The sequence below is a fragment of the Xanthobacter sediminis genome (assembly GCF_043195015.1).
Classification (GTDB): Bacteria; Pseudomonadota; Alphaproteobacteria; order Rhizobiales; family Xanthobacteraceae; genus Xanthobacter.
Map to the genome: position 1 here is coordinate 81106 of NZ_JBAFWH010000009.1, position 9433 is coordinate 90538.

A 9433-nucleotide genomic window follows, 5' to 3' on the forward strand; every position below is an offset into this window, starting at 1 on the left:
AAGCGCGCACTACGCGAGGCCCGACATGGAAGACGCAGGGATTGGCTGGATCGCCGCCATCATCGTCGGCGGGTTCGCGGGCTGGATCGCATCCGCCCTCATGAAAAGCGGCAACGGCCTGCTCGTGAACATCATCCTCGGCATCCTCGGCGCGGCGGTGGCGAGCTTCCTGTTCGGGTTGCTCGGGGTGGGCTTCGCGGGCTGGCTGGGCTACCTCGTCGCCGGCATCGTAGGCGCCTGCATCCTCATCGGCGGGGCCCGCGCAGTGCGGGGCTGATCGCGGCGCGCGAGAAGTCAGCCACAGGCAATCGACGGCCCGTAAACGGGCTCCGGTCAGACTACCGATCGGGCTTGGGGGCGGGCATGAAGGTCGTGATGTCATCCGGCGGGCGCCAGAGGCGCGAGGCGGCGTGGAGCGCCCGCGTCACTGCGGCGAAGGCATCCGCGTGAGCACCCGACAGCCAGCTTCCCTTTCTTTCCGCCCGCGTCACACCCGTGGCGCGGATGCGCGCGCCCCGGCGCGTGCCCGTGGCACCGGCTCGCCTTGCGGCGCCCGCACGGCGGTCTACCCCCTCCCCGAGGTCCCAGCCCCGGACCCCGCCCTCACATTCCGTTGGAGCGCTCCCGCCCTTGGCGCGCGCGGGCCGGCGGCATCCATGACCCTCCCGGCCCGCGATGCGGCAGCGCAGGACTTGCAGCCATGACCAATCCGTTCATCCCGCAATCGTCGCCCACTCCCGCGCGCGCAGGCGCGGTCACGCTCAGCCTCTGCGTGCCGACGCGCGACCGCGCGCCGTTCCTCGAAGCCCTCTTGCCCCGCATCAAGGCGTGGGGCGCGAGCTGGGACTTCTCCTATGAGATCGTCATCTGCGACGACTGCTCCACCGACGGCACGGCGGAAGTCGCCGAGCGCTTCCGTGCCGAGGGGCTCCCGATCCGCTATTTCCGCCAGGAGGCGGACAAGGGCATCGCCAACATCCTCGGTGCGCTCCACCGCGCGGTTGGCGAATATGTGGTCTACCTCGCCGATGACGACCTGATCGTGCCCGAAGCGCTGGCGGACAATATCCGCTTCATGCGGGCACATCCGGAGATCCGCGCCTGCTACACGCCGTGGTCCGACTATGACGACCTGCGCGAAATCGAAGGGCCGGCAGCCTACACCCAGCCCGACGAGCTGAAGGTCTTCAACCCCAACGACGAAACCGACCTCATCGGCTACATAGTCGAGCACAAGGTCTTCCCGGAGATCGCCGTCTACCGCGCGGACGCCCTGAGCCGGGTGGTCTCCACGCCGCAGTTCTGCCACTGGTCGTTCGCCCAGCTCGCCTCCATCGCGGCCAGCGGCCCGGTCGCCTTCCGGCGCGCGCCCTACTACCGCTCCGTCACGCTCAGCCCGGTGAGCCCCAACCACACCCGCCGGAGCACCGAGCAGGCCCTGATCGACTGGGACAGCTACCGGGGCGGGCTCGAATACATGGTGTTCAGCCTGCTGCGCCGCCGCAACATCGTCATCAGAGAGGACGTCCGCCTGTCTTTCCGCAACCTGATCGACCATTTCGTCGAGCAGCGCATGCGGGCGGCCATGCGACTGTGGCTCCAGCGCAAGGACTATGTCCGCGCCTACGAAATCCTGTGCCGAGTGTGCTACTTCGACCCCGGCGCCCTCTCCACCTTCGAGCACCTCGATAACCTGCCGCTGCTCGTGACCGCGCAGACGCTCGCCCGCCTTGCCAATGCGGTGCCCGAGCTGGAGAGGCTGCTGGTGGCCGGAGTGGATGACGGGCAAGCCCTCGGCCAGCTCCTGCGCGACGCGGGTCTCGACCGGCGCATCCTGGTCATTCCGCCGCCCGCCAACCCCTCCCCAAAGAACCTGCACGCCAGCCTGGTGTTCATCGGCAGCGAGGAGATGCGCCAGTCGTTCATCGAGCAGGGCTATGCACCGGGCCTGATCGTCAGCGAGCGGGACATCGGAGCCTCCGTCCTGCTGTGACGGCAAGCCGGGCGGTCCTTCGCGGCCGCCCGCGCTGACGCACGGCCGGGCAAGAGGGACGGATGCGAAACTGAGATGCCGAACGCCGGGACGCCGCAGAGCGAAACAGCGCGAGCGCAAGGCCGGGAGCGCTCGCTGGCGCTTTGGTGCGCTTCCTGCCGTCCGAAGCGGAAAGCTGGGGCCGGCCACCGCTTGGCAGCGCGGAAATGGCCGGTTACCGCCCCCCTTCCTCCTGAAGCCGCCGGCACCCGCGCGCAAATCGACGCGGACGCTTCGGCGGAGCGACGGCGCAGGTGTCTCTCGCCAGCTGCGCCGATACGCCCCCGCGAAGCCGGCGCGGATCCCCATGCCTTCTCCAAGGAGAGCCCAGCCCCATGACCGTGTTTGCGGATTCGAGCCGGTTCATCATGGACCTCGGCATGCACAGCGGCGACGATACGGCCTATTACCTCGCCAAGGATTTCGAGGTGGTCGCCCTGGAGCCCAACCCGCTCCTGGCGGAGGCCGCACGTGCGCGATTCGCGACGGCCATCGCCGCCGGGCGCCTCACCCTCGTGGAGGCCGCCATCTGGACCGAGGCGGGCACGGAAACCTTCCATCTGAACGAGACCGGGGACCTGCGCGGCAGCCTGCTGCCCGCGCAACTCGTGGCCGAAGGCACGCCGGGGCGCCGCATGGAGCTGCCCACCATGACCCTCGGCGACCTGTTCGACCGCTTCGGCACCCCGCTCTACATGAAGATCGACGTGGAGGGCGGCGACCGCACGGCCATCGGCCAGCTCGTGCGCCAGCTGGTGAAGCCCCTTTATGTGAGCGTCGAGGAGCACGGCGCCGGCTTCGAGCTCGTCGCCACGCTCAGCGCCTGCGGCTACAACGGGTTTCAGCTCGTGGACCGATCGGAGGTGCCGGACATGAGTGATCCGGATCTGCCCTTCACCTTCACCGATGGCTCGGCGGGCCCGTTTGGAGATGCTCTGCCCGGCGACTGGCAGGCACGCGGCGCGTTCGAGGCGGAGTATGCCGAGAAGATCCTGACGCGCGAGGGGACGCGCATCGCCCCGCCTGGCCGGGTGTTCGACATCCACGCCACGCGTCTGTGAGGCGGGGCCGCACAAGCCACGGACAAGCGGAAACGGCAAAAGTGCCGCCCTGAGGCCGTCCGCGTCGCCGCGGCGGGGCGGCGGAGGCTGGGGAAGAAAAGCATGGCGAAGGGGCAGAGGGCCGGGTTCCGCGTGGCGCGTGGCACCGCACGGAACACCACGCTCAAGTCGGCGGAAGATGCGCGGCGCGCCGTCCTCCTGCACCAGGAGGGCAAGTTCGCCGAAGCCGCGGAGTTCTACGCCAGCGCCCTGAAGCGCGACCCCGCCAACGCCCGCACCCACCACATGCTCGGCCTGTGCCTCGCCGCCTGCGGTCGCCTCGATGAGGCGGAAGGCGCGCTGAGGCAGGCTGCCTCCCGCCTTCCGGGCGACGCCGATGTCGCGGCCGGCCTCGGTGATGTGCTGGCACAGAAGGGCGGCGCGGCGAAGGAGGAGGCCGTGGCCTGCTTCGAGCGGGCACTGGCCGTCAACCCCGCCCACCGCGGGGCACGCACGGGCCGGGCGCGCCTCTGGGCAAGCGGTGGGGAGGTGGAGTTGCTGCGCCGGCAGGCTGCCGAGATCCCGGACGACGCCGACACCGCGCTCGCGCTCGGCCTCGCCAGGATCGCCGCCGGGGAAGACCCCGCCCTGGCGGTGCGCGAATGGGTGGAGGCGGCGCGACGTGGCACCCTCACCGCCGAGCGGCTGCGAACCGAGGGCGGGCTTGCCCACAGCGGAGTCCGGATGGCGGAGGCGCTGGCGCTGTTCCAGGCCGCGGTGGCCGTCAATCCCGCGGATGCGCCGGTCCAATGCAATATCGGCGCGCTGCTGCTGGACATGCACCGCCCGCGCGAAGCCGCCGAAGCGCTGCAGAAGGCTTACGCCCTCAATCCCGACCACGCGCTCACCCTGCTCAACATGGCCGTGCTCTACGCCAAGGAGGACAGGTTTTCCGAAGCGCTGGACTATTACCGCCGCACGCTGCGCATCGACCCCGGCATGGCCGCGGCGCTGATCGGCGCCATCAAGATGAGCCAGCACATCTGCCAGTGGGGCGACATCCACCGGTGGGAGGCGGAGCTTTCACGCACGCTGGCGCGTGGCGATGCGGAAAACGTCGATCCCTTCGTTCTGCTCGCCTGCAACCTCACGCCCACGGAGCACCTGCTGGCCGGGCGAGCTTACGCGCGACAGTGCCGGGTCGCCTCCAGCGACCGCCTGCCTCCGCCACCGCCCGCCGTGCCCGGCCGCCGCATCCGCATCGGCTACCTCTCCAACGACTTCTATGGGCACGCCACTGCCTTCCTCGCGGCCGGGATGTTCGAGCATCATAACCGCGAGGCATTTGAAACCTTCGCCTATTCCTTCAGCCCCGACGACGGCAGCAGCATGCGCCGAAGGATCGAGAAGGCGTTCGACCATTTTGTCGAGATCGGCCACCTTTCGGACGGAGAAGCCGCCCGTCGCATCCGCGAGGACGGCATCGACATCCTGGTGGACCTGAAGGGCTACACCAAGGGCTGCCGCACCCAGATCATGGTGCTGCGCCCGGCGCCGGTGCAGGTGAACTACCTCGGCTATCCCGGCACCATGGGGGCCGATTTCATAGACTATGTGATCGGCGACCCGGTCGTGACCCCATTCTCCGCCGCCGCCGGCTTCGACGAGAAAATCGTTCAGCTCCCCGATTGCTATCAGCCGAACGACAGCCGCCGCGAGGTCGCCGAAATCGCCCCCACCCGCGCCGAGTGCGGCCTGCCGGAGGGTGCCTTCGTCTTCTGCTGTTTCAACAACACTTACAAAATCACGCCCGAGATGTTCGCGGTCTGGCTGCGTCTGCTCGATCAGGTGCCAGGCTCGGTGCTGTGGCTGTTCGAGGCGAACCCCGCCGCGCGCGACAACCTTGCCTACGAGGCCGCAAGCCGGGGCATTGAGCCGGAACGGCTCGTCTTCGCGCCACTGATGGGGCAGGGTCTCCACCTTGCGCGCTATGCCCACGCCGACCTTTTCCTGGACACCCGGCCCTACAACGCCCACACCACCGCCAGCGATGCCCTGTGGGCCGGCGTGCCCGTGGTCACGTTGCCCGGCGACAGCTTCCCCGCACGGGTCGCCGCCAGCCTGCTGCACGCGGTGGACATGCCGGAGCTCGTGACCTCCTCCATCAAGGAATATGAGGCGCTCGCCCTTTCCCTCGCCCGCGATCCCGAGCGCCGCGCGGCGCTCAAGGCCCGGCTGCGGGTGGCACGTGAGCGCGCGCCCCTTTTCGACACCGCGGCCTTCACCCGCGGCATCGAGGCCGCCTACACGCGGATGCACGCCCTGCGGTGTGCGGGCAAGGCGCCGGAAGCCTTCGCGGTGCCGCGCGCGGGGATAGGCAATTGACTTTGGTCAAGGCTTATTCGCCGGCTATGTCGCAAAGCTTCGAGGCATGACCCGTCCTCCGCGGACGCCGCCGCGCGGCGCGTGTCAAGCGCCGCGCCCGCGATGCCGACCAACGCCGGGACACGGAGAAAGACACGCAGAATGACTGACGAAACCACGCCCCCGGAAGCCGAGAAGGCCCCCTTCGTGGCCTCCATTCCCGAGGCGGCGGAAACCAGCCTCGCGGACGAGCGCGTGAAGGCGGCGCAGGAAGCCAAGCTCTCCGCCGTGGAAGAGATCGCCACGCGGGCTTCCGTGAGCGAGGGCCTGGAAGCCATCATCGCCGGCGCTGCGCCGGATGATGCGGCGCGCCTGAGCGGCGCGCTCGGCCTGCCCAAGCCCTCCGGCCCGCATCGCGCCACCAGCGACGAACTCGCCGACGACTGGCGCGACGGCAGCTACCCCTACAAGTACCGCATGCTGAGACGCGACTACGAGCACCAGAAGTTCCAGCTTCAGACCGAGCTTCTCAAGCTTCAGTCGTGGGTGAAGGAGGCACGCCAGCGCGTCGTTCTCCTGTTCGAGGGGCGCGACGCCGCCGGCAAGGGCGGTGCCATCAAGCGCTTCACGGAGCATCTCAATCCGCGCGGCGCGCGGGTGGTGGCGCTGGAGAAGCCCAGCGACGTGGAGCGCGGACAGTGGTACTTCCAGCGCTATGTGGAGCACCTTCCCACCACCGGCGAGATCGTGATGTTCGACCGGAGCTGGTACAACCGCGCCGGCGTCGAGCGGGTGATGGGCTTCTGCGGCGACGACGAATACCGTGAGTTCCTGCGCCAGGCGCCGGAGTTCGAGCGCAACCTCGTGCGCAGCGGCACCCATCTCATCAAGTTCTGGTTCTCGGTGAGCCGTGAGGAGCAGCGCAGGCGCTTCAAGGAGCGCAAGGTGCATCCGCTGAAGCAGTGGAAGCTTTCGCCCATCGATCTCGCCTCCCTCGACAAGTGGGCGGACTATACCCGGGCGAAGGAAGCCATGTTCTTCCACACCGACACCGCCGACTCGCCCTGGACCGTCATCAAGTCCGACGACAAGAAGCGCGCGCGCATCAACGCCATGCGCTACGTGCTCCATTCCCTGCCCTACAAGGGCAAGGATATCGAGCGCATCGGGCCGGTGGACCTGCTGCTGGTGGGGCGCGCCAACGCCGTCCATGAACGCGACGAGTACACCGTCGACGGCCCCAAGGGCGCCTGAGCACCGCACGACGCGCCGCACGGCGCCTCCGCCTGCGTCTTTCCATACCCTGACACCCGGTGCAGCCTGGGCCGCGCCGGGTTTTTTTTGCGTGCGCGCGGAGCCTGCCGCGCAGCATGCGCGGGGCGCGGCTTCGGACCTAAGTATGAGTCGCCTCCGGCGCCGCGGTCGCTTAGGTTGCGAGTACGAAGCCTCGGTGTATCGAGAATCGCCCCAGGTGCCGGCTGCCACAACAGGCCGGGAACCGAACCAGAGCGGCCGATCAGCGAGAGCTTCCAACTGTTCCGCTTTTCGGCATGGGGAGGATGCCGCGGCTTGGAACGAGAACCCATGTGAAAAAATCACCTGCGCCTGAAAATGAGGTGCGCATTGCGCGCCTGCCTCATCCCGGATGCGAAGGTGAGTTGGACCTGACGCCAGACCTTGGGTCCCGGCCGCACGGAGCTTTCCGAAGCGGAGCGGGAACCACGGGACCTTGCGCGCCGAACGTCCCGGGTGGCCGACAGCCGCCCGCGACGAGGATGGCGTTCGGGGTTCACCAACCGGGACGCCACAGGCGCCCGACCAGAAAAACAAAGCCCGCGGAATCGTCCGCGGGTTGGAGAGGAGCTTCCCATGGACAATTCACTGGCCGCGCGCATCGCGGCCAATCCCGATTACCAACGCCTGAAATCGACGCGTTCGCGATTCGGCTGGACGCTGACCTTCGCGATGCTGATCGTCTATTACGGCTTCATCCTGCTGATCGCCTTCAATAAGCAGGTGCTGGCCGCGCGCATCGGCACCGACGTCATGACGTGGGGCATTCCGATCGGCTTCGGCGTCATCGTCTTCACCATTCTCATCACCGCCATCTACGTGCGTCGCGCCAACGGCGAGTTCGACGCGCTGTCCGAAAAGATCAAGGCGGAGGTGCTGAAGTGACGAGCGTTCGCAATCTCTTCGCGCGCGCGGGCCTCGCGGCCTCCGTGGCGCTCATGTCGGGGCCCGTGCTCGCCGCAGGCGGCGACCTCGGCGTTGCCGAGAAGCAGGCCACCAACTGGACCGCGATCGTGATGTTCGCGCTGTTCGTTGTGATGACCCTGTTCATCACCAAGTGGGCGGCGGCCAAGACCAAGTCCGCGGCCGACTTCTACACCGCCGGCGGCGGCATCTCCGGCTTCCAGAACGGCCTCGCCATCGCCGGCGACTATATGTCGGCGGCCTCGTTCCTCGGCATCTCCGCGGCGGTGATGACCTCCGGCTACGACGGCCTGATCTACTCGATCGGCTTCCTCGTCGGCTGGCCCATCCTCACCTTCCTGATGGCGGAGCGCCTGCGCAACCTCGGCAAGTTCACCTTCGCCGACGTGGCGGCCTTCCGCTTCGCCCAGACGCCGGTGCGCGTGTTCGCGGCCTCCGGCACGCTGGTGGTGGTCGCCTTCTACCTCATCGCCCAGATGGTGGGCGCCGGCCAGCTCATCAAGCTGCTGTTCGGCCTCGACTACTGGATGGCGGTGGTGATCGTCGGCGTGCTCATGATGGTCTACGTGCTGTTCGGCGGCATGACGGCCACCACATGGGTGCAGATCATCAAGGCGTGCATGCTGCTCGGCGGCGCCAGCTTCATGGCCTTCATGGTGATGTGGCAGTACGGCTTCAGACCGGAGAAGCTGTTCGCGGCTGCCGTGCAGGTGAAGACCCAGATCGCCACCGCCAAGGGGGCCACGCCCGAGGCGGCGGCCACCGCCGGCCAGTCCATCATGGGCCCGGGCTCCTTCATCAAGGACCCGATCTCCGCCATCTCCTTCGGCATGGCGCTCATGTTCGGCACCGCCGGCCTGCCGCACATCCTCATGCGCTTCTTCACCGTGCCCAGCGCGAAGGAAGCCCGCAAGTCCGTGATGTGGGCCACCGGTTGGATCGGCTACTTCTACCTGCTCACCTTCATCATCGGCTTTGGCGCCATCACCTTCGTGCTCACCAACCCAGAGTTCCTGGACGCCAAGGGCGGCCTGGTGGGCGGCGTGAACATGGCGGCGGTGCACCTCGCGCATGCGGTGGGCGGCAACGTGTTCCTGGGCTTCATGTCGGCGGTGGCGTTCGCAACCATCCTCGCGGTGGTGGCCGGCCTCACGCTGTCGGGCGCCTCGGCGGTGTCGCATGACCTCTATTCGACCGTGCTGAAGGGCGGCAAGGCCGACAGCGCCTCGGAGCTGAAGGTCTCGCGCGTCACCACCATCTGCCTCGGCATCATCGCGGTGCTGCTCGGCATCGCCTTCGAGAAGCAGAACATCGCCTTCATGGTGTCCCTGGCGTTCGCGGTGGCGGCCTCGGCCAACTTCCCGGTGCTGTTCATGTCGGTGCTGTGGAAGGACTGCACCACCAAGGGCGCGGTGATCGGCGGCTTCCTGGGTCTTGCCTCGTCGGTGATCCTTACCATCCTGTCGCCGTCGGTGTGGGAAGCCACGCTCGGCAACCCGGCCGGCTCGGCGCCGTTCCCCTACACCTCGCCGGCGCTGTTCTCCATGATCCTCGGCTTCGCCGGCATCTGGTTCTTCTCCATCACGGACAAGAGCCAGCGGGCGGCGGTCGACCGTGCAGGCTTCCCGGCCCAGGAAGTGCGCTCGGAGACCGGCATCGGCGCGGCGGAAGCCTCGGCCCACTAGGCCGGAGCCATGTCGCGGCCGGATTCCACGGCTGGGGGACCGGTGCCCCCCGACTCCACTCCGGAGTCCCTCCCCGTCGGGGCACCATCTCCCCT

Annotated in this window: 7 protein-coding genes; all 7 read left to right on the plus strand. The window is 68.2% G+C overall.

The window, feature by feature from the left end; all coding sequences use genetic code 11:
* Positions 1-25: 25 nt before the first annotated feature.
* The 7 genes from V5F61_RS13335 (at position 26) to V5F61_RS13365 (ending at position 9338) form a co-directional block, all read left to right on the plus strand.
* A complete protein-coding gene (locus V5F61_RS13335) occupies positions 26-277 on the plus strand; it encodes a GlsB/YeaQ/YmgE family stress response membrane protein (RefSeq protein ID WP_393988483.1) in 252 nt (83 codons plus the stop codon).
* 423 nt (positions 278-700) lie between these two features.
* Positions 701-1993 (plus strand): glycosyltransferase family 2 protein, encoded by a 1293-nt coding sequence (locus tag V5F61_RS13340; RefSeq protein WP_393988484.1) that lies wholly within the window; start codon positions 701-703, stop codon positions 1991-1993.
* A gap of 374 nt (positions 1994-2367) precedes the next feature.
* Entirely contained in the window at positions 2368-3093 is a 726-nt protein-coding gene (locus V5F61_RS13345; RefSeq protein ID WP_393988485.1) for an FkbM family methyltransferase, read from the plus strand.
* Between the two features lie 102 nt (positions 3094-3195).
* Complete coding sequence (locus tag V5F61_RS13350) at positions 3196-5457, plus strand: O-linked N-acetylglucosamine transferase family protein (RefSeq protein ID WP_393988486.1); 2262 nt, start codon at positions 3196-3198, stop codon at positions 5455-5457.
* Between the two features lie 141 nt (positions 5458-5598).
* Positions 5599-6690 (plus strand): polyphosphate kinase 2, encoded by a 1092-nt coding sequence (ppk2, locus tag V5F61_RS13355; RefSeq protein ID WP_393988487.1) that lies wholly within the window; start codon positions 5599-5601, stop codon positions 6688-6690.
* Between the two features lie 615 nt (positions 6691-7305).
* Positions 7306-7614: a DUF485 domain-containing protein gene (locus tag V5F61_RS13360; RefSeq protein WP_393988488.1), complete on the plus strand. Its 309-nt coding sequence runs from the start codon at positions 7306-7308 to the stop codon at positions 7612-7614.
* A gap of 53 nt (positions 7615-7667) precedes the next feature.
* Entirely contained in the window at positions 7668-9338 is a 1671-nt protein-coding gene (locus V5F61_RS13365) for a cation acetate symporter (RefSeq protein WP_393988628.1), read from the plus strand.
* Positions 9339-9433 lie beyond the last annotated feature (95 nt).